We start from the raw sequence: 26,446 nt of genomic DNA, 5'->3' as shown, positions 1-26,446 counted from the left end.
CGTGAGAGTCGCCGTCTCCATTATCGAATTGCATCAGACTGCTTCTGTGCCACCAGTAGGGTTTTCGACCGCACTGAGCGCGAGCGCCACCTCAGCGAATGCGAGGTTCCGCCGCGTCGTTCGCCACTCTAGGAGCGTCTCTGCGTCGATATCCGTGTGGGATCGGACGGCGTCGTCGGGCGAGTTAGCGCCGAACCGGTCGCCGTACTCCTGAAGCTCCTCGCGCATCTCCAGAACGCGTGTCGAGAGCGTCTCGGTGTCCGTCTCGTCGAGGATACGTCGGGCCTGTTCGAGGGCGAGTGAGTCCTTGGACCGCTGATACAGCGTCCCCGCCGAGTCTGGCGACGCAGTCTCTGCCACGTAGCCGTGCTCGGTGAGCGAACGAAGATGCTTGCGTGCTGTCTGCTCCGACGTAAGGGCGTTCTCGGCAACGGTCGCCGCGCTCATGGGTTCGTACGCCGTGCGCATCACTGACCGTACACGGTCGAACGGGCTGGTATCACGTTTCCACTCCTCTTTGGCGCGTTCGTTCACGTCCTCGAACGCCGGGGCAGACTCTGGCATCGAATCAACGTACGAGACGTGAATATATCACTCTTCGGGATGCTATTCTCATCTCCCTAGGCTGTCGGGTGCGTATCAGTACGCCTAAGAGCCAATGAGTGGCTTTCCTCACTCTACACGGGTTGATGGAGGACTGCACTTCTCCTCTCACCAAGATTGCGAGGGCGTCTTCGCTGTCCAATACGATTTCTTGAAACGGCGGGAATTCGCCAGCCCGGTGTACGTCGAAGCCGTTTGGCTCCACCAACTCCGCGTCTCGATATCGCTGAAACCTGGCGTCAGTGACCGAACCCACTTTCATACCTTTTGGCCGCCCCGATGGAGAAGTTACGAATGTAAGCCAGATTGTTGAGTACTGTTATTTCTTTGAGGAAGTCACAGCGGCTGGTAATTGAGTATCGAATTGTTCGTTGACAAATTCAGCATTATACTCTGTTACTTCCCAATTGGTGTTCAACAATGACGGGACTACCGGGAGGAGTGATTGTAACGAATTCATGTAATAAACATTATGAAGATAGTGGAGATCGTGATACACTGCGTACACCCCATGATCTGGTGAATCATATATGAATACTACATCATCGTCACGCCTGAACTCCATTATTAGATCGTTCCCGAGACACGGTTCAGACAAATCATCTTCTTTTGGATCCCACGCTGTGAATCCCTGAAACCCATCAAATGGCATAACATACCGAGAAGGTTGATTCATTATAAAAAATATTTGCAAATCTGTTACGCCGAATCACCCGTAATCGATATCCTTTCAATATGCGTTGAGACTGAATGCAGCCCTTTGTAGGCGCAGAGCTAGTTATATTAGGGACGCAATATTTAACTAATGGTGGGTGTATAACTCAATAGTTGCAAATGGCACTGCAAGAGTTATCTGAGGAGGCCCCTGGACGACTTGTCCCATACGACCGGCGTCCATATTATAGTCCAGATCCGCTCCCGCCTGATACTGCACTGCAGTTTGAGGAGGATTTTTACGAAACGCTTTCGGAGGCGACGTTTTGGCTCGGAAAACTCAGTGGCTTTAGCCAGACAACTGATTTCGCTCCTGTCTTGTACACATCGCTGCTTCGAAAAGAAGCGATGGAGTCAGCTGAAATCGAGGGGGCAGATATCGATTACAACGCACTCTATAGTTTCGAAACCAGATCTCTAGACAATCCGGAATCCGACAGCGACCCAGCCAGAGCTGTCGACGAAACGAAAGACGTCCAAGAGGTCCTCAATTACGAACGAGCACTCGAGAACGGCATTGATGCGCTCGATCATGGGGACGACATCTCGGTTGATCTTTTTCATAGCCTTCACGAGACGCTCCTCACCGACGTTCCGGACGATCGGCGTGAAACGGACACCATCGGAGCGTTCAAAACGGTCCCAAACCACCTCGGTGAGTTTGTTCCTCCCGTTCCGAGCGTCGTCAACGGGCTGATGGATGCACTGTTGACGTACATCCGGACCGGCGGGAGCTACCACCCGCTCATCGATATCGCGCTCACACACTATCAATTCGAGACGATCCACCCGTACGGAGATGGCAACGGTCGACTTGGACGACTGTTCATCACGCTCCAACTCTATAATCAGGGGTACCTCGAGCAGCCGACACTCTATCTGAGCGAGTACTTCAATCGCTACAAGGAGACGTATGTGGATCGCATGACTGCAGTCCGGAAGTACGGTGAGTGGGAGAATTGGATTGAGTTTTTTGTGACGGGGATTCGCCAGCAAGCAGAAGAATCGCTGTTGCGCTCACAGGAGTTGTACACGTTGCAGCAGGAATACGAATCCGAATACGGTGACAACGCTGCTGCGTATGCACAACTTGCGTGTACCCTCTTCGAACAGCCGTATCTCACTGCGGCTGTGGTGAAGCAATTGCTTGACGTGACTGGGCCGACTGCCTATCGTGCGCTCGATCGCCTCGAGGAAGAAGGTGTTCTCGAGGAAACGACCGAGAAAGAGCGGAATCGGGAGTTTCGCGCACGCGAAATTTTCGACATTCTCGAGCGACCACCGCGAACATACTGAACTTCTATAGGTGAACCGCCTCGGGGTCAAGTGGTTCGAGACGCCTTCGGCGTCTTTCCTCGTAAAGGCGATGAGGAACTCCAAAGACAACGTCTTATTTCGATGATCTTTGAAGTGGTGTCTCTCTCTCTACGGCGGGGATTGCGAGTATGCCTGAAACGCAGACTGAGTTGTATCGTTCGGCCAGTGCATTATATGGTCAATCTGCCAGCAATGTGTGATGTTTTGAATACGGGTCAAGAGATGAGTTCCTAATAGAGCTGAGTGGAATATAACCGGTAAGATCGATCTGCCGAGCACGTATAAAGAAACGCGGTTATGTTGGGTTGAACGGGGCATCGACCCTGAAAACAACCCGGTGTTTATATAAAGGATCGGCAGATTAGCGATCCCACTTTGCTGCCCTCGATTGACCGTCGAGGCAACCTACCTGGGTTCGGTCGGACCGGGTGTAAATCGATTCGGGTGAACCGGATAATCGTCTCGGGCAATTAAGTGGGTTCCTTATCCGTATCAAGCACATATGTGGCTCTACACGGTTGAAATCGGCCGTTTCAGGAGGACGGTTCGGGTAAGTTTACATCATTGCCCCTCGGGTTGCTTCGGCCCTCTCACGGCAATGACCAGGGTTCGAATCCCTGTCGGAGCATTTTACGACGAACAAAACGGTGAGTCGTAAATGCGACCCTGGATTCGAATCACGGAAATCCGAGTGAAGCGAGGATTTACATCGGGTTCGAATCCCTGTCGGAGCACTTCTTTGCAAACAACGTCGTGAGTCGCAAGTGCGACGTTGAATTCGGATGAGAACGCTCACACGGCAACCATCGTTCTCGAGATCGGAGACGAGACCCGTTCCGAAATCGAGTGCATCCGCCGTGGGCTGATTCAATGACTGTGCTGTGTAACTGCCGACGGCCTCGAGCGGGCCAACGAGCGTCCACAGAAAGAACGCAGATGTGTCAAAACAGAGGCAGAACTGTCCGCTATCCGTTTCGGATCGGTCGTTTCTGTTCGTACCTGCCGTCGTGCTGGGCGGACCGAGTGGTAACCGGTTCGTTGGTGGCTTGATCCGGGAACGAACCCACCGCATTCTTTTCGAGGACGTAATCCTCGAGTACGAGGAGATCGAGCCCCATTCCGTAGAAATCTTTGACTGCTTCGATCGGCGTGTTCACTATCGGTTCGCCGTTGTCATTGAACGAGGTGTTCAGGAGGACCGGGACGCCCGTGATATCACCGAACGCTTCGATCAATCTGTAGTATCGCCCGTGTTGGTCCTCTCGAACGGTCTGGGGGCGCGTCGAACTATCCGCGGGATGAACGACGGCGCTCAATTCGTCTTCTTTCTCGGGTTCGATATCGAACGCCTCGATCATGAACGGAGATGTCTGACCGTCGATGAGATACTCCTCAGCCGCTTCTTCGAGCAAAGAGGGGGCGAACGGACGCCATTCTTCACGGTGCTTGACGAACCGGTTAACCTGGTCACGCGAGTCGATCGTTCGGGGATCGGCGAGGATGCTCCGCGAGCCGAGTGCTCGAGGCCCCATCTCCATTCGACCCTGGAACCACCCGACCAGCGCGCCGTCGGCGATCCGTTCGGCGACGTACCGCTCGAGATTATCCGGTTTGTTGTAGTCGATCTTGGTGGTCCGGAGCTGTGATTCGATCTCGTTCGAGTCGTACTCCGGACCGAGGTATACCGTCGATAGTCGGTCGACAGTGGCCGGTGATTGACCGACCCACCCAGCCCCGAGTGCGAGTCCCGCGTCGTTTGCAACGGGTTGGACGAACACGTTGTCGACGTGTTCCGATTCCCGAATACGCTTGTTGAGTTTGCAGTTGAGAGCGACGCCGCCGGCGAGAGCGATATTATTCGAACCGACGGTTCTCGTGTGCGTCTGTACGATTTCGAGAACGATCTCCTCGAGCAGTTTCTGAGCGGTGTACGCGAGGTCTTTCTCCCACTGATCGAACGATTCAGGCTCGTCCTTTCGAGTCCGGTCGAAGACTTCCTCCAAGAGTTCCACGCCGTGGCCGGTTCCCCATCGCTTCGTGAGTTCGGTTACGTCGTACGATTCTTCGACGTCGATCAGCGACCGTAACGCACGCTCGATCTGCGGATTCTCGTTCCCGTAGGGAGCCAATCCCATCACCTTCCCTTCCCCGTTGAACATCCGGTAGCCGAGATACTCGGTAACGATCGCAAAGAATAGCCCGAGGCTGTTCGGATGTTCGTAGGTCTTGACCCGCTCTAGCCCTCCCTGGTCACCCCGCCATACGACGGTCGAGTCGTACTCACCTTTCGCATCGATCGTCACGACGAGTGACTCGTCGAACCCGGACGGGTGGAACGCGCTTGCTGCGTGACATCGGTGGTGTGAGAGTCGCTCGATCGGTGGAACGGGCGTGTCGATTTCTTCGAGACGGGATTCGATCTTTCGCGTCGGAAGCAGTTGGCTCTGAAACTCGGTGACGATGGCTTCTTCGATCGCGGAGATTTTTCTCGTTATTCCTGGCGCGCGGATCGCATCGCCGAAGTAGTGAGATCGAATGTTAGACCGAAGACTTGGATCGTAGGGGAGGAAGATCGTGTCGAGATCGCTGAGAGCGAGTTGTCGGTAGTCCAGACAGGCATTGATAGCGTTCGTTGGGAAGGTGTCGGGGGCGTGTTTTTGGCGAGTGAGCCGTTCCTCTTCGACACCGAACACGGGTGTCCCGTCTTCGAAGAGGACAGCACTGGGGTCGTGTTGCCCGTACAGACCAATTGCGGGTTTGAAAGCAAGCGTATAGTCACTCATGGCTGAACAGAGTCTATCTATCACCGATAATATGAACCTGTTAAACGCCAAACGAGGTTCCAGAACGAGGAAGACGATGCTTCCCTACTGGATAGATGCAACTAGTAGAACCAACGTGCTCGTTTGGCCAGCCATTAATTCTCTTCACAACTGTGTCTTGTAAAGACAGGAAATAACGGAAATAGAGCCTCGGAAATCCGGGTTGTTGTTATTTCTATTGGCAATTTCCACTGGTGTTGAAGAGCGTTGTCCGTTTGAAACGGTCTTATAATCACTATAGTGAACCGCCCAGAGGAGAAACCATAATCGTAATGCATCCATCTACGCCATCGCCGATCGGACCAGCGGTTCGATCGAAGTCCCGACGCTCACTTTCAGGCCAGTGGCTGGAATACGGACGGCGATGGGCGATACCATCGGCGCTATCGGACTCTCTTGCGCTCGAGATGAATCGAGTCGGGATCTCGCGGACGGGAACCCGTCCGAGTCGGTAATCGACACGACAGTTATGTCTCCTAACGCTCGACAACAGGGTTCAAATACCCGTTCGATTCAAAGCAGTATTCAAATTCTGTTGACCGTCGTCGGTGTCCTCCTGTTACTGACAGGGCTCATCTTTGCGGCAAGCGGCGTGTCGATCAACAGTGCAATCGATTCGGTAAGTGACCGGTTCGGTGACTCCTCGGCCGGCGATGACGATGAAGACGAGGGTGATGGCGATGACGGGGATAGCGACGATGGAGAAGTCGAAGAAGCGGACGACGGGGGTGATGAGGACGACAGTGACGAGGAATCAGCGGCGGACGATACTGATGCTGACGAATCCGACGATGAAGCCGACGATGAAGCCGATGATGAAGACGAAGCAGATGATGAGAACGAAGCAGACGAAAGCGAAGATGACGAGCAAGACGAAGAACACACGCTAACGACCACGGTCGAGAACGATGACGGCGATGAAGTCGAAGACGCTACCGTCGAGGTCGACGGCGGGCCTGGTGTCAACGCGGAAACGACAACCGACGACGATGGTGAGGCGGCGTTTAGCATCGAGGATGGAGAGTACACCGTCACTGCCTCCGCCGACGGTTACGAAGCGGCGGAAGATTCGGTCGATATCGACGGTGACGACGAAGAGATCACGCTCGAACTCGAGGCGGAAGACGATGATGACGAAGACGACGATGCAGGGCTACACACACTGACGACCGTGGTCGAGGATGACGATGGGAATTCGCTCGACAATGCGACGGTCGAAGTCGCCGATGACGACTTCTTCGGTGCCTTCAGTGGCGAAGACCAGGAAGTTGACGACGACGGCGAGGCCGAATTCGAACGCGAGAACGGGGAATACATAGTCACAGCCGACGCGGACGGTTACGAAGAAGCGGAAGATTCGGTCGATATCGACGGTGACGACGAAGAGATCACGCTCGAACTCGAAGCGGAGTAGCCGGTTTGGCGGCGCGTCTGCGTTCGTCTAACCGGTATTCTGTTCGCTCGCCGTTGTTCGCTTGCACGGCCACAGTTTCCTCCGAAGCCGTCGTAATTGCTATTTGATCGGAGAAAGGCCAGTCGCTGTCGGTCCTATCCACGCGTTGGGCCAACTCGATTTTGGTCGGAGTGGGAGGCACCAGTCGTCGGCCCCCGAAAAGCGCTGATCACGCCGGGTCACGCTCGAGTAACGGCGTGTCGATCTACCCCACACCTCATCCGGATCCGGATCCGCGTATGCGAACCCGTCTGTCCGTTGTTGCCCTTCTGAAAGCGGTTGTTCGTCGGTGTCCCTGGTGCCCGAAACAGTTCCTTCGAGTGGCGTTGGTTTGGACAGATGCCAGAATAAACAGCCTTGGGCGCGGTGGCCCGAGGCTTTTGTAGTTCCTCAGCCGTGCGATAGCACCCTCTGCTCGATAAGCAAGCGGGATACAGTTGGGCGGCTTACGCGCCCCGACCCGGACAGACGCACCAACCGAACCTGCGGTTGGATTTTGTGAGTTCGGTAATTAGAGCGGGCCGATCACGTCGGGAATCCAGTGGGTGTGCTCGGCGACAGTAACGTGATTGGGTCGTCGTGGCACTTCGTCCAACTCGTCGATTCGAACTGATCTCTTTGAGACGGACGAACCCCATCCTCGAGTGGTTGTGACGTTTGTCCGCCAATCCCCTCCTCTTCGTGAACGCACCGTACGTCGCACTCGAGTGGACGTCGCTAAGAAGTGCTGATTCAGTTCGAGAACAGGCCACTACGAAGTTGATCGGTTAGCAGGAACGAAAACGTATCATTCGACCGTGACGCTCTTTGCGAGGTTTCGGGGCTTGTCGATCGGTCGATCGAGCAGTTTTGCCGCGTGGTAGGAAACGAGCTGGAGCTGAACGTTCGCGAGCAAGCCGGCCCAGACGGGGTGGGTGTCGGGAACCGAAAGATGCGTGTCGGCCACATCGACGAGCGAATGGTCGTCGGGACCGACCGCGACGATCGGCGCACCCCGAGATTGGGCTTCGATCGCGTTCGTCTTCGTCTTCTCGTCTCCACCACCTGAATAGACGGCAAAGATCGGCGTCTCATCGGTTACGAGCGCGAGGGGACCGTGTTTGAGCTGTCCAGAAGCGAACCCTTCGGCATGCTCGTAGGTGATCTCTTTGAACTTCAACGCCCCCTCGAGCGCGACCGAGTGGCTCAGTCCGTGGCCGATAAAGAAGTACGACTTGCTGTCCAGGCGTTCTTTAGCGACGGTCTCCGCTCGGCTCGATTCGAGCACCTGCTCGACGTGACCGGGCAAGTCCTGGAGCGTCTCGAGCATCCCCTCTTTGTCTTCCGCCGGCTCCGCATCGGGCAGGTCAGTGGCGATACGCTGAGTGAGTAACGCGAGCGTGACCGCCTGAGACGAGTACGTTTTGGTTGCGGCGACGCCGACTTCCGGTCCGGCCCGAATGTAGACGGCATCGTCGGCGGTCCGGGCGGCGGTCGAGCCGACGACGTTGGTGACCGCGAGCGAGCGAGCACCGCGACTGGTCGCTTCGCGGACAGCTTCCAAGGTGTCGGCGGTTTCGCCGCTCTGCGTGACTGCGACGACGAGCGTGTTCTCGTCGACCGGGCCGGTCGTCGATTCGTACTCGCTCGCTCGCAGGACTTCGGTACGGACTCCGGCCGAGCGAAGCAACTGGCCGCCGTACATCGCGGCGTGATAGGACGTGCCACAGGCGACGAACTGGACGGCGTCGATATCGTCGAACGAGCCCGCGGGCAGGTCCTCGAAAACGACCTCGCCGTCCTCGGCACGACCCTCGATCGTGTTCGAGAGCGAGGTCGGTTGATTGTAGATCTCTTTGAGCATGTAGTGGTCGAACTCGCCCTTGCCCGCGTCCTCGGGATCCCAGTCGACGATATCGGTCGAGCGGCTAACCGGCTCTCCCTCGAGATCCGTAATCTGATACGAGTCGGGTTCGAGCACGACGATATCCCCCTCTTCGAGGTAGATGACTTCGTCGGTGAAATCGAGGAAGGCTGGAACGTCGCTCGCGAGGAACCACTCGTCGTCGTCCAGACCGAGGACGAGCGGCGATCCCTTTCGAGCGGCGTACACCGCTTCCTCTCCGTCGACGATAGCGGCGATTGCGTAGCTTCCTTCGAGGGTCGAGACGGCCTTTCGAACGGCCGCTTCGGTGTCACCCGTCTCGTCCCGGTACTCGTCGATCAGGTGCGGGATCACTTCCGTGTCCGTATCGCTCTCGAATTCGTGCCCCTTCGATTGGAGGTCTGCTTTGAGTTCGTCGTAATTGTCGATAACGCCGTTATGGACGACGGCCACGTCGCCGACAGTATCGGTGTGTGGGTGGGCGTTCTCGTCGGTTGGCGGTCCGTGGGTACTCCACCGCGTGTGGCCGATTCCCATGTTTCCGTTCGGACGGACTTCGAGCTGTGACTTGAGCTCGGATACTTCACCCGAACATTTGTGGACTTTGACGCCCGATCCGTTCTGGACTGCGATACCTGCGGAATCGTAGCCACGATACTCGAGGTTCTCGAGGCCAGACAGTAGCGTTTCTGCGGCATCTCCGTGACCGATCCGTGCAATAATACCACACATTAGTGACACACCTCAGTCGCCGATACTTGTTGCATCCGTGCTCGTAGGCCAGATTTCAGTGTTCTGTTCGTCACTGTACAGTCGTTGGAAACGGGCCCCTTGGCTACGACGGTACTGAAAGTCCGACTCGAAAGAGTAGCCTCAGATATGGTGGTGTCTCGTATCATCGTTATCTCATACCCGTATATGGCGTCCGTTGAGGGACGACTCAGGTATCTACTAGCGCATATCCTTTTGGGGCCATTACTATAGTACAGGTAAGCCGCCACCTATCGAGTGTATAATGAGTGGTTTGTGCCGATATATTCCAGAAAAAAGCAAAAGAGAGTGTATTATTTGAGTATATCTGTGTGTATATTCGATTCTAGTTGGATCGAACGTCAGACAATCGACCCGCGCTCGGAAAATAGTTGCACTACGTCGATATGGAGTGTACAGCCCTTCTCGTTGGCGTTATCAAACTGCTAACCGAGGTCTCCAAACGAGTGCCGAGGATTGTTGTTAGATAGACACGATCAGCTGACTCCTGAGAGCGGATATACGGACGCGAAAAAACGATTAGTACCTTCGGTGAACGTGGCGACGCCGGGAGCTCCGAAAGCGGATAAGATGTTTTAAACGAGAGAGGATCTTGGACAGGAGTTCCCTCTTGACGCTGTTTGTCGGGCCGGAATACGGGGAAATAAAGAACGATATGAGATGAGTAATTGACAGCCGATACTGACAGCGTTACTATTCGATCGAAGCGAAATGAGGAAACGCGATTCGACACGAGAGGATACTATCGATCACCCACGAAGACCGATTTGGCGGGGTCAGGCGACCGGGTTACCGACGTTGTCCGAGTCCGACTGATTGTTTTCGTTGATTTCGTCTCTCGCGAGCGTGATAACGTTCTCGCGCCCGAGCGATGTCTTCTCGATCGTTCCGCTATCGTGCATCTTTGAGAGCGTTCGGCTGACTTTCGACTTCGACCATCCGGTTTCTTCCGCGATCTGGTGTTGGCGGATTCGACCGTGGTTTTCGACGAGCAATCGCACGACTTGCCCTTCATCGCTTAACAGTTCGGGCGGGGTCTCGGCTGAGACGACGCTTTCGTAGGCGGGTGGTTGCTCCCGCGGAGTCGTCTCGTTCTGTGGGACGGATTCGCGTTGCTCGTCGGAGGCCAACGCCTGTGTCGGCACCGAAAGTTCGCGATCCGACATCGCTTCCGTAACCCGTATACCAACGAGCGCCGTGATCATGAGAAAGAGGATCACGATCAGGGCAGCCTCCAGATCTGAAACCGTCCGAATCATCTGAATCAAGAGGGGAGGCCCTGCCGAAATTTCGATTATTTCTGGGACGTGAACCGTCGATACGTCCGGAACGTCGCCGAATTGCGAAATCGAACCCGGAACGGTTTCGGCGGAGTCAATACTAGTCACCGCGGCTTGGAAAACGCCGTTATCGGACTGTGAACTGGGCACCATAGTTTCGCCATTTGGGTGATCGGGGCGTGGCCGAGCTCGCCTCGACAGCACGCTGATCGTATTATGTAGCCGCTCTATAGCACCTTCATTATGGGTTTACACAGTCGCGTTTAACAGGCTGCTAACTCTCGAGGCGATACAAATCGCTGTTTGTGCGGTATTTCCGCTATTGTAGCCGCTATCGATAGGTTCGAGCACACGTGAGGGTGCCACAACTGTTTATCTGCGGTATAGTAAACCGATCAAACCTGCTTGTCGAGTGTGAAGCCGGTTCCACGAATACGGAACCGCCGTCTACGCGGTTCCGTCGCACAGCCGCGTGCGATGGACCAAAACGATATATTACCTATGACCCCAACAATTAGCGATACCGAGGATCGAAATGACGAGCAAGAAAGCGGCCATCAGACACTCAATTCCGAACAGAACGGTGTTTCACTCGAACACGGACAGGCCGCCGACAAACCGACTGTCTGCGTGGTCGGCCTCGGCTACGTGGGGCTTCCGCTCGCGGTCGGCTTCGCATCGTCTTCGTATCCCGTTATCGGGTACGACGTCGACGACTCGACCGTCGAGACGCTGCAGGGGGGGACGGATACGACCGGAGATCTGACGGACGAAGCGGTCCAGCAGGACGAACTCACGTACACAACCGATGCGGCGGCGCTAACCCAAGCAGAATACGTTATCATCGCCGTGCCGACGCCGGTTCGAGACGACGACCGCCCGGATCTGAGCTACGTCGAGAGCGCGGGGACGACGGTTGGATCGAAGATGGACGCCGGGACGACGGTTATTCTGGAATCGACAGTCTACCCCGGCTCGACTCGAGAGGTGCTCATCCCAGCACTGGAAAACGCATCCGGAATGACCGCTGGTGAAGACTTTTTCGTCGGGTACTCACCGGAACGTGCAACTCCCGGCGACGCGGAACACGGCCTCGCGGATGTCGTCAAGGTCGTCAGCGGTCAAACCGAGAAAGTCCTCGAGGACGTCGCGACGCTATATGAGTCCATCGTGGACGCGGGCGTTCACCGCGCCCCCTCGATCGAAGTCGCCGAGGCCTCCAAGGTCGTCGAAAACACCCAGCGGGATCTCAATATCGCCTTCGTCAACGAACTCTCGATCGCGTTCGATCACATGAACGTCGATACGCAGGAGGTCCTCGATGCCGCGAGTACGAAGTGGAACTTCCACGGATACCGACCGGGGTTAGTGGGGGGGCACTGTATTCCAGTCGACCCGTACTTCTTCACGTATCGATCGACTCAGGAAGGGTTCGTTCCGGAGCTAATGGAAACGAGCCGAAAAGTCAACGAATCTGTTCCGAACCACGTTGCCGACCTGACGATCAAAGCGCTCAACGACTGCAAAAAGGCGCTCAGTACGAGCCGGGTTCTGGTGCTCGGCCTGGCGTACAAGCCGGGCGTCGGTGACATCCGAAGTTCGAAAGTCGCCGATGTCATTGAAGTCCTCCAAGAGTACGACATCGATATCGAGGGCTACGATCCGTTCGCCGACAACGATGTCGTCCGAGAATCGTTCGGCATCGACGTCCAGGAAACCCTATCCTTCGACGGATTCGACGCGATTTTGCTCGCGACGCCACACGCCGAGTTCGAACACATCGACCTCTCCGCGGTCGCGACTGATGTCGCGGAGAACCCTGCGCTAGTAGACGTAATGGGCGCGCTCGAGGAGGCCGACGCGGCGGATGCAGGATTCGTCTATCGGAAGTTATGATGAACAACGCAACGCCGTTGATCGACTCGGCTGACGGATGCGGGATGGGGAGCACGAAACAAGCGAAACGATTCGACAACGAGGGGGAACACTAATGGACATCATCGTTACGATACAGCACCCGGGCCACGTCCACTTCTTTCGCAACGCCATCTCGGAACTGGATTCCGGAGGACACGACGTTCACGTCTTCGCTCGAGAGAGCGGGGTTGCAGTTGCCCTGCTCGAGGCCTACGGAATCGAGTACGAGCTTCTGGCCACGGACTCCGACTCGATGCTATCGCTCGCGACCGTCCAGGCGACCTACGAGGCACGATTGTTGTGCCGAGCCCAACGAATCCAGCCCGATGTCATCACCGCGATCGGCGGGGTCGCCGCGGCTCACATTGGGACGATCCTCCGGTCGAAGAGCATCGTTTTCTACGACACCGAGCACGCGGCGCTCATTCAGAAGCTCGGGTATCCCTTCGCCGACGTGATCTGTACTCCGGCGTGTTACGACGGCGAAATCGGTCCGAAACAGGTAACCTACCCCGGCTATCACGAGCTGGCGTACCTCCATCCCAACCGGTTCGATCCCGATCCGACCGTCCTCGAGACCGTTGGAGTGGATCGAGACGACACCTTCGCCGTCGTCAGACTGAGTAGTTGGGAGGCCTCACACGACGTCGGACAGGGGGGGTTCGACGACCCACACGAGGTCGTCGACCGACTCGAGGAGGCCGGTGCAAAGGTGTTGCTCACCGCGGAAGGCGATCCGCCGGCCGATCTGAAATCCTACGAATTTACGGCGGCTCCCGAACGGATGCATGATCTCCTCGCGTTCGCCGACGTCGTCGTCGGTGAGGGGGCGACGACGGCAGCGGAGGCAGCGGTGCTCGGAACGCCGTCCGTCTATGTCAATTCCCAACCGCTCGGATACACGACCGAACTCGAGGAGGAGTACGAGCTGTTGTTCGGGTTCAACGATGCGGATCGGCACGCGAAATCGCTCGAAAAGGCCGTTTCGATCGTCGAATCGGCAGACGACGACGTCGAAACGTGGGAGCGGCGACGGGAGCGTCTCCTGGAGGAACGCATCGACGTGACGGAACTGATCGTCGATATCATCGAAACGAAAGCAGGCGCGGTCGACCCGGATCGGTCCGCACTCGCGACTAACCCGAGCTAGCACAATGAAGGTACTACAGTTGGTCACGTCTCCGCGACCGTTTTTCGAACAACAGGTATCGGTTCTCGAGGACCGCGGTATCGAGTGTACGGTCCTCGGCGTCCCGGGCGAATACGACGGGGATTCGGGTCGAACGCCGCTCGACTACGTTCGATACTACCCAAAGATTCTTTCAGCCATTCGGTCGACTGACTTCGACCTGGTCCACGCGAACTACGGACTTACCGTTCCGTTCGCGCTCGCACAGCCGACCCGCCCTGTCGTGCTGACGCTGTGGGGAACCGATCTGATGAGCGACCAGAAGTGGCTTCGATCGATCAGTCAACACGGGGCCAGGCGATCGGACGCCGTGGTCGCTCCGAGTCGAGCGATGGCAAAGCGACTCGAGACGCCGCACGAACTAATCCCGTTCGGCGTGGATACGGATATCTTTCGACCGATTTCGCAGATAAAAGCGAGAAGGCGTGTCGGCTGGGATACCGACAAACCGGTTGTGCTGTTTCCCTACGACACGGAGCGGTCGGTCAAAGACTTCGAGCGCGCTCGAACGCTCGCCAAGCAAACGGAAACCGACCTTCAACTGCGGGCAATAAACGGCGTCGACCACGACGAGATGCCCTACTACATGAACGCGAGCGACGCCCTTCTGGTCACATCAAAGCGTGAAAGCGGCCCAATGGTCGTCAAAGAGGCATCCGCGTGTAACCTTCCGGTCGTTTCGACCGATGTCGGATTCGTTCGCGAGACCGTCGACGGCGTTTCGAACTGTTTCGTCAGCGACGACGACGACGACCTAGTTAACGGTCTCAGCACCATCGCCCGAAAGCGAGGTCGCTCCGATGGACGCGAGGTGATCGACGGGCTCAGCCTCGAGTCGATGGGTGAGACGCTCGTCTCCCTTTACAGACAGTTACTCGAAACGAACGAATCTGCACCGTCTCGAAGGGGTGTTGTCCATGGAATATAAATCCCTCTCGGAACTCAGGCCTCTTCGACTCGATACGGTCGCCGCGATCATCGGGCTGTTGATCGCGTTAGCGTTGTTGCCGCTCCAGTTGTTCGTTTCCCAGATCTATCTCGAAACGGTGCCGATTATCCTCGGTCTCGCCTGCGTCCTGTATCTCGTCTCGTTATACCAACAGGACGACGTAAACGAAATGCTGGCGCTCCCGTCGAGCGTCGCAATGGCACTGCCGTCGATCGTTCTCGTCGGACTCTCGTCTCTGGTCTTTCTGACCGTTTTTCAGGGGGAACGGACGATCCTGTTCTTCGCGCTCTCGAGTCTGATCGGGACGCTAATTCTCTGTCAGATCGTCTTTACCGATAGTCGGGATTTCCATCGCGGGATCGTGTTAACCCAGATCGTTCTGTTCGCGCTGGTCTTTCGCTTTACCGCATTGTACGCGACGCCGGGATACATCGGCATCGATATCTGGACCCACATGGAGTTCGTCGAAGCGATTTACGACGCCGAGATGTTGGGTGCGATTTCCCACGACAAGCACTACGGGTCGCCGCTCTATCACCTGCTGGTCGTGGCGAGTTCGCTCGTCTACGACGTCTCCCTTCGAACCGCGTTATATCTCTCGATGGGGATCCTCATGCCGTTCTCGGTACTCCTCATTTACGCGACGGCGAATCTCCTCGTGTCGGACCGATGGGCGACGTTGGCGGCCGCGTTGTTCGCGTTCGCCAGTCACGTCACGATGTGGGGGCTCCACCTCATCCCGACGAGTCTTGGTCTGGTGTTCTTCCTCGGGATGTTGTACGCACTGATCAGGGTGATGCGAGTCGAGTATACGATTCGCGACTTCTCGCTCCTGATCCTCTTTGGGATCGCGATAATTCTCACCCATCAAGTTTCGACGTTCATCATGCTCGTCCTGTTGTTGGCCGCGTTCGTCGCGCAGGTTATCTTCGTAATCGGACCGCTGGGTCTGACTCGACTTGATACCAGTGTCTTTCGCGCGAAGAAACCGGTCAACCTGTTCGGACTCGTCGTCTTCAATTTCGGGTTGACCATCTTCATCTGGTCACTTACTCCGTACGGAGAGAACTCGTTCCTCGCGACGGTGTTGCTTTTCTTCACCGACACGCTCGAGGAAAGTGCCGGCCTGCTCAATATCGCGAGTGGGTCGGCCGACGGCGGTGCTGACGGTGCCGAGCAGTCCTCGACGTTGCTCGAGCAGGCCGTTCCGTACCTGGACGCGCTCGGATTTTTACTCTTGCTCGGCGTAACGTTTGCAGGCTGTCTGTACGTCGTCCACAGGCGTCGCGCCGAGCAATCCGTCTTTACGCTACTGCTCGCTGCGGCGATCATGTTGGTGTTTGTCCTCGTCCTGCCGATGTTCGGCATCCGAAACTTCATTCCGACTCGGTGGTTCGCGTTCCTGTTCGCGCCGATGGCGATTCTCGGTGCTATCGGCCTTCGTTCGTTCAGACAAAACCTCTCGCCTGAGATCGTGGTTTGTGTCTTACTGGTGTTTACGCTCGTCTATCCGGGCGCGATGATAGTCGCCGTCCAGAGCAACGCCGAAAATCCGGTCTTCTCCGATCAACACGAACGTCTCGCGTACGACGAGGCGGAACTGGCCGCGGTCGAGGCGATCGGCGAGCACACCGGATCGCCGTCCGGAAACGAGATTCTTCCAGAACAACAGCTCCACACCGATCATCCGTATCACACGGTGATCAGTCGAACCGGCGCCTATCCATCTTCGACGGATGCGACGATCCCCGACGATGGGGCGGCGGATCACGACTATACCGTCTATCGATCGGCGCAGTCGACCGATGCCACCTACTTCGAAGACCTCGACGGCGAACAGCGGACCAAATCCATCTCACAAGAGCAACTCTGTCGACCGGACCAGGGAGCCGTATACACGAACGGCGAAGTAACGTTCTGTACGGCTTCGCCGGCGACTAACTGAACTCGGCGTGATGTCCTCGATTGGGACATCGAAACCAGGTTTGAGTGGCGGTCCCGTCTTCGCCTCGACGTCGGAATTTTTCTCGTTACAACGCGTTCGTCGGGTTTTCCAACGACCGACTCCAACTCTCGTACCGATCCGCGAGCGAGAGTGAGCGGTCCCACGAGCGGCTGTCGACGAACTGTGAGAGAATCCGAAATGGACATTGGCGTTTCTGCAGATCGGTTTTCTTTCGTCTCGAGCGCGCCAAGGAACTCCACTTCCGCAGTGAGGCGGCCAGTCCGTGACTGATCGGATTCGTTGCCTCGAGTGAGGTGTTGGCCACTTCGGAGTGAAAGTCCATCACACGGAAGCTGAGTGCGGGATAGTATTCGCGAATTCCATCCCGCTGGGAATTGCGCCGCTCGGATCTGTTTCCGGCGTTATAGTGGTTTCAATCACTGTTAAATTCTGCTGAGAATAGTCTGGATTATCACTATCGCGGGTACCGAGCACGTCTGACAGCTGGTAGTGTAGACTGTCGGCTGTACCTATGGAAAGATTCTCTCCCCCGAGGCGATGAGAATCGTGACGACGTACAGCCGACAGTATTACAACTCCTCACACGGATGAACTGATCGTGCCGGAAGCGCTGATCGATCGTTTGACATCCGTGAGAGAACAGAGCCGTAGAACCTCTTTACGTCCCACTTATCCATGTGTTAGATCTCGCCAGCTTCGATAACATGGTGATAATGAGACGGGGGTCTGAACGTCGTTAGAACCTCGCGGTGCAACCAAATACGGGCCGAGACGCAAGAATAAGACGTCTACTACTTACTCGAGTTCGATCGGAAGTGGGAGCGATTGATCGGCGGTATCAACTGCTGGGTCGGACGGGGAATCACCTTCGTAAAGCAATAATACCAGTCGGTGTTGTTCACCGTCCGCCGATGGCGTGATCTCCAGTGGTTGTTCGTGCGTTTCACCCTCGGAAACGCTCACTGTTTCGTTGGTGAGTTCTGCTTCCGATTCGACCGTCACCTCGCCACCATCGCCGTACTCAACCTGTTGAATGAGTGCAACGACGGTGTATGTCCGGTCGCCGTTCTCCTGGTTTGTAATCGAAATCGGCACTTCCTGTGGCTCGCCTGCAGTGAACGTCGACTCGTACATCGTTTCCGTCTCACCATCGAGGTCCGATGTTTCGACGGAGAACTCGGTAAACCCGTCCGGTTGTACCGGATTAGCAACGGCGAATCCGGCACTGGCAACCAATAGGATGAGACCAAACGCAATCGCGATATTGTACGGTCGCGTATTTGTTCGGTTGTACGGGGTCGACTGATCACCTGTAATAATTGGGAGGACGAGTATCTGTGATGGAGCGAATCGGTGGGCTGGCGAAAGCTGATACCGGGAGAGGATTCCGATGAGCGCGAGACAGATCGTCAACAATGAAATCCCGAAAAGCACTGGTTCGACGGTCACACCCCATGGGGTTACGGTCGTAATGAGGGCAATTCCGGGGACGAGTGCGACACTGAAAGCGATTGACAAAATGAAGCGTTCTGTGGGCTTAATACCGCCGCTAAGCAGTGCAGATTTATCGAACCCCGTTTGTTCTTCGTCGAACGAGTGTTGTTCTCCACTCGCATCACCGGGAAAGAGAGCCGCTACGAGGGCGTATCCGGGGAATAAGAGAACGAGTGGTATCGCTAACAGGACCCGAATAGCGCCCGAAATACCGCTAAACAGGCCGAGGGCGACGGCACCAGTAGCTGCAACGAGAAGTGCGAGGTCGAGAAACCACCAGTCGGTGTCACTCATATGGCGATCTACGGTCGGCTCACGGTTTATTATCACCCCTGTAAGCCCGGTAAATCAGGGGGTGCTTAGAGGGCTCTTTTCGGAATCATATAACGTATCTGGCAGTAATATGAGCTATAAGTGTTTCGCCGGTTCTGTACCGTTTCAAAATTAAGAACGTACATAAATTCAGTAGTAATGTCGGTACGGATCATATGGAGATACCATGGAATAATTTTTAGCTCGAGTGTCGGATGGTCCGGTTATTTGGACGTTACAGGCCCGTAATCGAGAGTATAAAATGGGCAAAAAACAAACTCGCATTGATGAACTGAATGAAAATAGATTCTCAAAAGATGTACGGTTCCAATCCTTTATTATCACCTTCTGATTAGTGAGAATCACCACGATGGAATCGACATATATCAGTTCGGAAGAACAGGGGGAATCGGATATGGATAACGAGGGTGAAAGCAGTTCGGAGAACGATACCTTCCCTAAAGACGAAATATTCCACCTACTGCAAAATGAACGCAGACGGCTGGTACTGGAGTATCTACGTCAAACTGAAGGCCCAGTCCGTATGCGAGACGTTGCAGAACAGGTTGCGGCATGGGAACACGAAACAACCGTTGAAGAACTGACTTCCACCCAGCGCCAACGCGTGTACATTCCGTTGTACCAGTCCCACCTCTCGAAACTCGATAAGGCGGGAATAATCGACTACCAACAGAACCGCGGAATCGTCGAACGGAAACCGCTCGCAGACGAGGTCGACCGATACCTTCAGGTGGACCCGGTTACCGAACCGACAGCTGACAACGAAGCCGAGCAGCGAGGCTGGGATGACGGGTACATCGGCGCAACTGTCCTCTGTTACGTAATACTTCTGGGGGCGGTGTTCGAAATGCCGATTATCTCGGTCTTCTCGGGAATCGGCCTCAGCGCACTTATGCTGTTGCTGTTCACCCTGATGACTGCTCGCCGCTTTTTCAACTAACCACGTAGCGGTCTCGCTACTGAGAGCGACGATTAGATAATAACGAACAGAACAACCAACAGCGTAATCGAAACGGCCCCGACGAACGCTCGAGAAACGAGTTGATCGTTCGGTTGGTCAGGCCCGAGAGCTGTGATGGTCCCACGTTCCGGATCGAAGTCGATATCTCCAGCGTCGTCGAGCGCGGGGAGTCGTTCCTGGTGGAGCCGTTCGTGGACATCCGCCCAGGTGTTGACTGAGGGGTCTGCTGGATGTACGAGAGAATCGACAACTTCGTCGACAGTAACTGGGGTCGTCAGTTCCTCAAGTACCGAAAGTAGAACAAGATCTGACGCGGGGATAAAATCTGTTGCTGTCGTTGCCGAATCCTGGTCCCCTTGTTCGGAATATTTCAGTTCCTTTTCACTCGTCAGACGCATGTTTCACGTTAAATCTTCGTGGTGTATAAGTATTCCCACGCTTCAACGGTGTTTCTTGAGAAATGGTAGCAAGATAGACCGTTTCACACCTTCCCTCATGGTTAATAATTTTGTTCTAAGTGGATTATACAACATCGTCGACTTGCGAATCCTCAACCGTTACCGAAGCGATCAAACCCGGAAACCTACTCCATCTTACTCGTCCGACGCTTCGTTCGTTCCGCCAGAACGAATGCTTCGCTTCGAAATGCTACAGAGAAGGTGTATTCGACGGGGCCAACCAGGGTGAGAGCATCTCTTTTCTGTCCGACCAGATGCCCAGCCAGCGTTGGATATCGTTGATTCGGAGTTTATGCCTCGCCGGAAGCGGATGAGTGCACTCGAGTTCGGGGAGGAGGCGTTGATCGAACTCGTACTGGTCAAACAGAACGTCACGGTTCGGCCAAGGGGGATCGAACGAGGAGAGAAACGGGGTCTTTCGCCGGACGAAGCTCTCCGCTTCGTTGAGGAGTTCCGTATCGTGGGGCCTGTCTGGTGGACGGTGTCGGAGCACGTTTTCGTCGATTCGTTTGAACGCGCGAAGGAACGTTTCCGTCGTCCGATACTCCGGTGGAGTCTGTAGATGCCACTCGACTAGCTCGGCGTCGGTAGCCAGAAATCCCGTAAAGAAATGATCCGAAAGGTGGTTGTGAAACGGTATCGACGGCTGGTTCGCTATTCCACAACCGGTAAGCTCGTTCTGCGGTTGATCGGCTCGGTCTGCAATCGAGTCGACCGCCTCACCGACCGTTTCTCTAACGTAGGTTTCGACATCGTGATCGAAGGACATCCGATCGGCGAGGTCGAGACTCGCTTCCGGGATATATCCGAACCGCTCGAGCAGGACTTCGACCGGGTCGGGGTTCGAATTCAGCCGATCGAAGCAGATCCGCTTTCCGAGTACGTCGATTCCGGCCTGTTCGGTAAAGTGGCCGCGAAAAAACGTATCGCAGAGGAGCCCGTGATGTATCGTATCGACGCTTATTTGGTCGGTGTATCCGGCGTGGTGGATATGCAGTGATTCTTTGATTCCCTGCGAGTAGCGAACTTTCGATTCGTGTGCGCGCAAGTACCGCTCGTCGGGTGGAAACGAGGTATGAGTTACGTCGTACTGCTCTGCGAGGCGTTTTGCACCGGTGACTTCCTGTCCCTCGGGATACCCCACGGTATAACACTGTTCGATGTCCGGGAGTTGCGACAGAAGGATACGCGAATCGTATCCGGCTGAAAGAAGGAGTCCGCTCGTTCCCGGCAGTTTCGACCGCCTGTCGATCGCCCGCTCGAGCCGATCCGCAAGTTCCTGAACGTAGTCGAAGTTCCGAGGTTCGTAGACGAATCGGTCTAACTGGGTGACCGAATCCGAAGTGAGTTGGCTATCCAGCGGCAGTCGGAAGAGCTCTTCGACCCACGTTTTCTCCCCAAGTGTCACGCCGAGGTGAAGAAAATCAAGTACGCCGTCCCGGTGAAGTTTGGGCGAGGCGAGCGTTCGGCCGACTTCGCTGGCATCGGTTCCGAAGACTCGCACACCGGGTCCATCCGTATAAAAACAGGACCGCGACCGAACCATATCGGTGGCGACGAACGCCTGATCAGTGGAATCAGCATCGAGAACCGCGAGATACGACCCGTTGAGGTTTCGAAGTGCGTCTTCCCCCTCGATCGAATACTGCTCGAGTAGCCAGCGCGCGGCGTTTGACCCCTCGCCCGGGACGTACGCTTCTCCCCAGATGAGACAGATACCGTTTTCATCGCTGTACGTCGCGCTCCAGCCGGGTGCTCCGAGACCGGAGTCTCTGATCCCCGCGGTTATCGTTTTTCCTTCGAGGATTTCGTCGAATTCGTCGTCCGATCTGAATCGCTTGAACGTCTCGATACCGCCAAATACGCCGAAGAGTTCCTTGTTCATCGTCTATAACCACCTCAGTGGACGAGCGAGCGGCGTTCGACAGTCACTGTGGCTGGTACCCCCGTCCAGTGAGCACCCGAGAGCGTGCACCTCGTTGTCTAAACTTCGGTGAAGCGACCATTAATTATGACTTAGTTAAGGGCTCAAACGGCCGAAAATCGATCCGTCCTCGAATGTGAGCCTCATTACTCCCCATATTCCCAATAGCGACGCCCTCGAACTGTCGACGCGCTCTGCCCAGCGTTCGACTATTGGATCTATAATAATGGGGCCTGTGGCGGTACAATCGACTCAGCAATGTCACGTAGACGAGCAACGCGACGACGAATCCTTACCCTCTCAGGAACAGCCGCCGCCGCGGGTCTTGCGGGTTGTAGCGAGCGGATAGACGACGTTACGAACGGATCCGACGACTCGAATGGAGAGTCCTCGGACGAACAGACTGCCTCCGCCCTCTCGGAAGGCGTTCCACCACTCGAAACGGAATACAACAGTCGGGAGGAGTACGCGGACCCGGGAGAGTCCTTCGACGATTTCGAAGACGTCGAGCCGTGGGAGGTTATCGAAGGGGAAGGCGAGGCCGACGAGGATCACGCCTTCGCCGGCGACCAGAGTCTGAAGCTGAACTCGGACGGTGAGGACAACATCCTCGTCGAACGTGACGTCGACGACGAGGACTTCACGGATCGAGATCTTTCGTTCGCCGTTCGGACGACTACACCCGGTAATATAACCATCAACGTGCATCTCGTCGATCGGTTCGGCGACGAAAAAATCTACTCGCTTCGTGAGATCACCTACCGCGAACCGGACGTCGGCTGGTTCCGATCGAGCCCCGGCGTGTTCGAGGAAACCGAGATCGAACCGGATCTCGGGCAGTTAGATCGAATCGAACTTCACGTCTTGCACTCGATGGACGAAGCCGAAGTGTGGATCGACGATATCCGCACACACGATACCCCTGATCAGGGGTACGTCATCCTGTGCTGGGACGATGGGTCCACCGACTACTACGAGACCGCATCGCCACTCCACGACGAGTACGACTTTTCGACCGTCCAGGCACCGGTCCCCCGGTGGACCGAGGAAGGGCGAGACGGAATCATGTCGGTATCACAGCTCCAAGAACGACAGGATGAGGGCGATCAAATCGTCGTCCACGGGACCCACAGCCCGCTTCACGAGGTCGAAGACGAAGACGACCTCGAGGCCCGACTCGGCGGAGACAAGAACTGGTTCATCGAGCACGGCTTCGAAGGCGCGAATTACATCGTCTACCCTCACAACAGCTTCGATCAAACGAGCCTCGAGTACATTACCGACTACCACTACTGTGGCGGCTTCAACCAGGCCGGGAACGTCAACACGACGGGGGTCTACGGCTTCGATCCGCTTGCGTTGCCCCGAACGATCGGTCACGACCTCGATATCGCGACGCGCTGTATCGACCTCGTCGAAGAACACAACCAGTGTTCGATCCTGAACTTCCACACGTTCGAGGCGGATAATACGATGGACGAAGACGACTACGAGGAGCTACTCGAGTACATCGACGATTCCGACGTCGAGGTCATCACGTTCGACGAACTCTGGGAGATGCGAACGTCGGTCCACTTCGACAACTAATCCGTTGACATCCACCCTGCCCTGAAAGGCGAGGTTGTGTGCCTGTTCCTCACAGAACTCGGCAAAAAAATTACGCCGGGGTGCGGTTCACTCCGTCGAGAGGGTTATCTTCGTTTTTCCGGTTGCGCCGGTCTCGTCGACGACGCGAAGGCCGACCGAGTACTCGCCGTCTTTGGCGATCGTCACGTCTATCGTTTCGCCAGTTTTATCGTACTGATCGTCGCTGTAAACGCTCCACTCGTATGCTTCGATTGCCTCGTTCGGCGTTTCGGCGCAGGTCCCATCGAGCGTGACGGTCTGTCCGGGCTCGAGCGAGCGGTCTTTGGCTCCCGCCGGATCGGTCTCGATTTCAGCGGTCGGCGAGTCCGAGGCGTCATCGTCGGTTTGCTCGTCCTCGGCGAACTCATCGTCTTCGTCGGCAGATTCTTCGTCTTCGTCGATATCATCACCGGATCCGTGTCCATTGTCCGGCTCCTCCTCCGGGAAGAGGGCGTCTTCGACCAGGCGTTCGACGATCACTGATTGCCACTCGACGCGCGTCTCAAGGTCGTGATCGGTCGAGAGCGTTTCGACCAGGAACGCGTCGGCGTCGAGATCGCGAGTCGCTTTGTGAACGAGCAGTCCGCTCGGCTCGACCCCCGAACGGGTGAAGTTGCCGATCTCGAATAATGGATCTGACTCGTCGACGTATTCGCCGTTGACGTGGTCGACTGCGTCCTGTGCAGTTGTCGTGGCATCGGGCGAGTTCGACCGGAAAATCGCCTGGCCAACACCATCGACGGGATCGCCCGCGTAGATACCCGTCGACTCGTGGAGATCGATAACGATGTCCGGCTCGTTCTCGAGGACGACGTCCCAGAGTCCCCGTGCGAGTTCAGTCTGTGGCTCGCTACTCTCGGGGAACTGCCGGTTAAGGTCGACACCGTCAGCGCCGGCACGACCTTGCTGATCGACCGCTGTCGCGTTCGCTTCGGGAATCGTGACGAGCGTTCCGGCGTCGATTGCCCACTCGGCGATCTCGTTTGCAGTTGCGTATCCAGCGACCTCGTTCCCGTGAACGCCGCCGACGACGAGAACGGTCGGTCCATCCGCCTGCGCTTCCGTCGTGTAGACCGTAGTTTCGTGGTCAGTTCCTTCGAGAATGACGTGTGAATCACGAGAGACGGATTCGTCGCCATCCACTTCGTCGTCTGCAGATGTCGTCGCAATACCAGCACCTGTAATCGCACTCCCGGCCACAAGCGCTAGCGCAGATCTTCGCGAAAGCGTATCTTGGAGCATTCCATCCGATGCTTTCGACAGGTTCTTGTTTGTTATCGTGAGTATAGTCTGTGAGAGACAGTATTTTAATACATTTAAATATGAAATGTAAATAGTATTGTGGTGGATTTTATCCTCTGATTTTGATTATGTAACTGTTGTCCTCCGGAGGGATGACAAGTATATAACAGACGCCGTACCGTTCGTCGAACCGTCGAACTGCGGGCCGTCACCCGGTTGGCTTCGAACTGCTTTTGTAGCCGATGAAAGAGGCGGGGATCGGACGGCCCAACGGCCCGCTTCCCGCTGATCTATCTGATTCGAACGATGCGCTGGAAATCGTTCCCGTAGTTGTCTACCGGCTTCTCGAGGTCGGGGAACAGCCGACTCGAGTCAAAAAGCCGTGACGCCACAGCAAGAGCTTGCGTCGAACGGACGCTGGTTCGGTCGATTCCCAACGGATGGTCTACGAGAACGCGGCGTCAACTCGTTCAGACCAACCCGGACAAGAGTTGGTCACATGGTGTCGACTACCGAAGCACTCGACGGGCGATCAGCGTTTGAACGATCACGGCCGCGAGCAAGACGAATCCAACCGCCGTTGCGATCGGAATCGGACGACGCCGGATACCGGAGCCGGCCGCCCAGCAGAGACCGGGGTACTTCCGGGGTGAGGCGTCGGCCGCTCGAAGGTGCCAGAGTCCGCGGAGAGGCTTTCCATCGGCAAAGTACCGTTTTGCGATGACGAGTTCGTGACTCGAGCGGATATCGAACCCTCGCTCTTCGAAATGTTCGACGGTTTCTTCGTGCATCGAGAGGTACTGACGGCTCGCCTCTTTGACGACGGCTGCTGGTGGGTGACCGGTCTCTTCGCGAACGACCAGCGGTTCGTCGACGTACGCGAGTTTTCCTTCCTTGAGAACCCGGATACAGAACTCCGGATCTTGAAATCGATCCAAATCCTCGGTGAACCCGCCGATATCGTCCGCGACGTCCGTTCGAACGAGCAGCGTCGAACCCGCACCCGGCTGGACGTTGTCCGCGAAAATCTCGCCAATCAACTCGTCGTTTCCTTCCGTCGTCGGCGTTTCGTCGCCAGCGGCCAGCGCGCTCGCAGCCGTACTCCGAACCAGACCATCAGCGCCGGATAACTCGAACGCCGAATCGCAGTAGGTGCCGACCCAGTCGCTCGAGCGCCCCTCGAGCGCCTCGAACTGTCGCTCGAGTTTCTCGGGAATCCACGTGTCGTCCGAGTCGAGAAAAGCGGTGTACGTACCTTGTGCGTGATCGATACCGGTGTTTCGAGCCGCGTTCGCACCTCGGTTCGTCGCGTGAACGACCGGCCGAACCCGCGGATCGTCGTACGCCGCGAGTACCGAACTCGTTTCGTCTGTCGATCCGTCGTCGACCACGACCACTTCGAGGTCGTCGACCGTCTGCTCGAGCGCGCTGTCGATCGCACGAGGGAGGGTTTCCGCTCTGTTGTACGTCGGAATAATTACGCTAACGCGAGTCATTTCGTCGGTTATTCCGTCCCCCAACGGATTATTATGCCACCGCTAAGCCTCGTTAGAATTCGGACTG

General features: G+C 56.1%; 19 protein-coding genes. 9 read left to right on the top strand and 10 right to left on the bottom strand.

From position 1 onward, the window contains the following. Positions 1–33: 33 nt before the first annotated feature. Together ACYQ14_RS17185 and ACYQ14_RS17180 are read right to left on the bottom strand one after the other, a co-directional pair. Positions 34–564 (bottom strand): DUF7342 family protein, encoded by a 531-nt coding sequence (locus tag ACYQ14_RS17185; protein ID WP_459889676.1) that lies wholly within the window; start codon positions 562–564, stop codon positions 34–36. A gap of 358 nt (positions 565–922) precedes the next feature. After that, positions 923–1,255, bottom strand: coding sequence for a hypothetical protein (locus ACYQ14_RS17180; RefSeq protein WP_459889674.1), 333 nt, complete (start codon positions 1,253–1,255; stop codon positions 923–925). A 182-nt stretch (positions 1,256–1,437) separates the two neighbouring features. Between ACYQ14_RS17180 and ACYQ14_RS17175 the strand changes: the two genes are divergently transcribed. After that, positions 1,438–2,613 (top strand): Fic family protein, encoded by a 1,176-nt coding sequence (locus tag ACYQ14_RS17175; protein WP_459890110.1) that lies wholly within the window; start codon positions 1,438–1,440, stop codon positions 2,611–2,613. Between the two features lie 986 nt (positions 2,614–3,599). Here ACYQ14_RS17175 and ACYQ14_RS17170 read toward each other — a convergent pair. Beyond that, on the bottom strand, positions 3,600–5,417 hold the full coding sequence (locus ACYQ14_RS17170) for a carbamoyltransferase family protein (RefSeq protein WP_459889672.1): 1,818 nt from the start codon (positions 5,415–5,417) through the stop codon (positions 3,600–3,602). Between the two features lie 382 nt (positions 5,418–5,799). Here ACYQ14_RS17170 and ACYQ14_RS17165 point away from each other — a divergent pair, with 382 nt between their 5' ends. After that, complete coding sequence (locus tag ACYQ14_RS17165; protein ID WP_459889670.1) at positions 5,800–6,870, top strand: carboxypeptidase-like regulatory domain-containing protein; 1,071 nt, start codon at positions 5,800–5,802, stop codon at positions 6,868–6,870. Between the two features lie 826 nt (positions 6,871–7,696). Here the strand turns inward: ACYQ14_RS17165 and glmS are convergent. Next, positions 7,697–9,505, bottom strand: a complete 1,809-nt coding sequence (gene glmS / locus ACYQ14_RS17160) for a glutamine--fructose-6-phosphate transaminase (isomerizing) (RefSeq protein ID WP_459889668.1) — start codon at positions 9,503–9,505, stop codon at positions 7,697–7,699. Positions 9,506–10,320: 815 nt separating this feature from the next. Continuing rightward, a complete protein-coding gene (locus ACYQ14_RS17155) occupies positions 10,321–10,932 on the bottom strand; it encodes a helix-turn-helix transcriptional regulator (RefSeq protein ID WP_283835377.1) in 612 nt (203 codons plus the stop codon). 393 nt (positions 10,933–11,325) lie between these two features. Between ACYQ14_RS17155 and ACYQ14_RS17150 the strand changes: the two genes are divergently transcribed. The 4 genes from ACYQ14_RS17150 to ACYQ14_RS17135 all read left to right on the top strand — a co-directional run bounded on the left by ACYQ14_RS17150 (position 11,326) and on the right by ACYQ14_RS17135 (position 16,824). Beyond that, positions 11,326–12,720 carry a nucleotide sugar dehydrogenase gene (locus ACYQ14_RS17150; protein ID WP_459889665.1) on the top strand — a complete coding sequence of 465 codons (1,395 nt, stop codon included), beginning with the start codon at positions 11,326–11,328 and terminating at the stop codon, positions 12,718–12,720. A 94-nt stretch (positions 12,721–12,814) separates the two neighbouring features. Then, entirely contained in the window at positions 12,815–13,891 is a 1,077-nt protein-coding gene (locus ACYQ14_RS17145) for a DUF354 domain-containing protein (protein ID WP_459889663.1), read from the top strand. Between the two features lie 4 nt (positions 13,892–13,895). Beyond that, positions 13,896–14,858, top strand: coding sequence for a glycosyltransferase family 4 protein (locus tag ACYQ14_RS17140; protein WP_459889661.1), 963 nt, complete (start codon positions 13,896–13,898; stop codon positions 14,856–14,858). Then, positions 14,848–16,824 carry a hypothetical protein gene (locus tag ACYQ14_RS17135; protein WP_459889659.1) on the top strand — a complete coding sequence of 659 codons (1,977 nt, stop codon included), beginning with the start codon at positions 14,848–14,850 and terminating at the stop codon, positions 16,822–16,824. The genes ACYQ14_RS17140 and ACYQ14_RS17135 overlap by 11 nt, the downstream gene beginning before the upstream one ends. Before the next feature lie 816 nt (positions 16,825–17,640). On the opposite strand, the gene ACYQ14_RS17130 is transcribed toward ACYQ14_RS17135, so the two are convergent. Then, positions 17,641–18,633, bottom strand: coding sequence for a DUF1616 domain-containing protein (locus ACYQ14_RS17130; RefSeq protein ID WP_459889657.1), 993 nt, complete (start codon positions 18,631–18,633; stop codon positions 17,641–17,643). 388 nt (positions 18,634–19,021) lie between these two features. Between ACYQ14_RS17130 and ACYQ14_RS17125 the strand changes: the two genes are divergently transcribed. Then, the gene (locus ACYQ14_RS17125) at positions 19,022–19,612 is read left to right on the top strand and encodes a DUF7344 domain-containing protein (protein WP_459889655.1); all 591 of its coding nucleotides are present in this window, start codon (positions 19,022–19,024) and stop codon (positions 19,610–19,612) included. 32 nt (positions 19,613–19,644) lie between these two features. Here the strand turns inward: ACYQ14_RS17125 and ACYQ14_RS17120 are convergent, their stop codons facing one another. Together ACYQ14_RS17120 and ACYQ14_RS17115 are read right to left on the bottom strand one after the other, a co-directional pair. Then, complete coding sequence (locus ACYQ14_RS17120; RefSeq protein ID WP_459889653.1) at positions 19,645–20,031, bottom strand: hypothetical protein; 387 nt, start codon at positions 20,029–20,031, stop codon at positions 19,645–19,647. Positions 20,032–20,281: 250 nt separating this feature from the next. Then, a complete protein-coding gene (locus ACYQ14_RS17115) occupies positions 20,282–21,976 on the bottom strand; it encodes an asparagine synthetase B family protein (protein WP_459889651.1) in 1,695 nt (564 codons plus the stop codon). Positions 21,977–22,273: 297 nt separating this feature from the next. Here ACYQ14_RS17115 and ACYQ14_RS17110 point away from each other — a divergent pair, with 297 nt between their 5' ends. Further along, the gene (locus tag ACYQ14_RS17110) at positions 22,274–23,602 is read left to right on the top strand and encodes a polysaccharide deacetylase family protein (protein ID WP_459889649.1); all 1,329 of its coding nucleotides are present in this window, start codon (positions 22,274–22,276) and stop codon (positions 23,600–23,602) included. 87 nt (positions 23,603–23,689) lie between these two features. Here the strand turns inward: ACYQ14_RS17110 and ACYQ14_RS17105 are convergent, their stop codons facing one another. Beyond that, positions 23,690–24,883: a PKD domain-containing protein gene (locus ACYQ14_RS17105; RefSeq protein ID WP_459889647.1), complete on the bottom strand. Its 1,194-nt coding sequence runs from the start codon at positions 24,881–24,883 to the stop codon at positions 23,690–23,692. 242 nt (positions 24,884–25,125) lie between these two features. On the opposite strand from ACYQ14_RS17105, the gene ACYQ14_RS17100 reads away from it, so the two are divergent. Beyond that, the gene (locus tag ACYQ14_RS17100) at positions 25,126–25,269 is read left to right on the top strand and encodes a hypothetical protein (RefSeq protein ID WP_459889645.1); all 144 of its coding nucleotides are present in this window, start codon (positions 25,126–25,128) and stop codon (positions 25,267–25,269) included. 123 nt (positions 25,270–25,392) lie between these two features. On the opposite strand, the gene ACYQ14_RS17095 is transcribed toward ACYQ14_RS17100, so the two are convergent. Continuing rightward, a complete protein-coding gene (locus ACYQ14_RS17095; RefSeq protein WP_459889643.1) occupies positions 25,393–26,379 on the bottom strand; it encodes a glycosyltransferase family 2 protein in 987 nt (328 codons plus the stop codon). Positions 26,380–26,446: the final 67 nt, after the last annotated feature.

Source organism: Halostagnicola bangensis (genome assembly GCF_054653435.1).
This window is presented reverse-complemented; position numbering and strand designations above follow the sequence as displayed.